The organism is Burkholderia pseudomultivorans, assembly GCF_902499075.1.
Classification (GTDB): domain Bacteria; phylum Pseudomonadota; class Gammaproteobacteria; order Burkholderiales; family Burkholderiaceae; genus Burkholderia; species Burkholderia pseudomultivorans.
In genome coordinates this window covers 1-1,354 of sequence record NZ_CABVPP010000135.1, presented here as the reverse complement: position 1 = coordinate 1,354, position 1,354 = coordinate 1, and the positions used below count along the sequence as shown (strand labels likewise).

At 62.0% G+C, this 1,354-nt stretch carries 1 protein-coding gene; it reads right to left on the bottom strand.

All coding sequences use genetic code 11. The features are described from left to right. Positions 1 to 26: 26 nt before the first annotated feature. Complete coding sequence (locus BST28156_RS34490; protein ID WP_424945055.1) at positions 27 to 1,298, bottom strand: IS256 family transposase; 1,272 nt, start codon at positions 1,296 to 1,298, stop codon at positions 27 to 29. Between the last annotated feature and the right edge of the window lie 56 nt (positions 1,299 to 1,354).

The window sequence follows — 1,354 nt, the reverse complement described above, 5'->3', positions numbered from 1 at the left end:
TGTGGGCGAGGCGGTTGAACAACGCGTTATCCACGCGCCTGCGTAAATCGCTCTCCGAACAGGATAGCAAACTGGTTCATTGCTGATTTCCAGTCGAACGCAGTCCGCACGGTCTTGGCCAGTACGTTGCGCAGCGCCAGCCAGAGCAGCTTGACGGCCGCTTCATCATTCGGGAAGTGACCACGGGTCTTGATGATCTTGCGCAACTGCATGTTCAAACTTTCTATGGCGTTCGTGGTGTACACGACCCGTCGAATCTCCGGCGGAAACACGTAGAACGGCACGACGTGCTCCCACGCGCGTTGCCACGACTGCACGATCGTCGGGTACTTCGCGCCCCAAGGCCCGTCGGCGAAGTCTTGCAGCGCCTGCCGTGCCGCCTCTTCGCTGGCAGCCGCGTAGATCGGGCGCAGCGCGGCGGCGAGCACCCTACGATCCTTGTAGCTGGCATATTCGAGGCTGTTGCGGATCAGATGCACGATGCAGGTCTGAACGGTGGTCCGCGGATAGGCCGCACCGATGGCTTCGGTGAGCCCCTTTAGGCCATCGACCACGGCGATCAGGATGTCCTGGCAGCCGCGCGTCTTCAGTTCGTTGAACACCTTGAGCCAGAACTTGGCCCCTTCGGTCTGCTCGATCCAGAGGCCCAGCACGTCGCGCTGGCCGTCGGCCTGAATGCCCAAGGCCAGATAGACGGCCTTGTTGCTGACCACGCCGTCGTCGCGGATCTTGACCCGCAGCGCGTCGAAGAAGACGACCGGATACATCGTCTCAAGCGGGCGGCTCTGCCAGCTCAGCGCCTCGGCCATCACCTCATCGGTGACCGAGCTGATGAAGTCGGGCGACACTTCGGTGCCGTAATGCTCGGCCAGAAACCCTTGAATCTCGCGCACGCTCATGCCACGGGCGTACATCGCAATGATGCGTTCGTCGAAGCCGGTGAAACGGCGCTCATGCTTGGGAATCAGGATCGGCTCGAAGCTGCCGTCACGGTCGCGGGGAACTTCAACCCGAACCGGGCCGCGATCGGTGATGACCGTCTTACCGCTGGCGCCGTTGCGCTCGTTAGCCTGACCGGGCGGCTTGGGTTGGCCAGGCGGGTAGCCCAGATGCAGATTCATCTCGGCGCCCATCGCGCGCTCGATGACCGCCTTGTTGAACGCCAGCATCAGGTCCTGCACCTCGGCCGGCGTCATCGGCCCTTTGACCAACTGGTCCAGCAGTTCTTTAGGCAGTTCAGGCAGCGGCCCGCGGGCCGCTGCCTGGGATGCCACCGTTCGTTTCTTCTTCATTGGCATATCCATGGCTTTTACACCTCATGATATGCCCCGCCCACGAAATCACGGATAGGTCC

What these genes read in the sequence shown, in the direction of transcription:
- BST28156_RS34490 (WP_424945055.1), bottom strand. Translation starts at nt 1,298, where the DNA reads ATGCCAATGAAGAAGAAACGAACGGTGGCATCCCAGGCAGCGGCCCGC.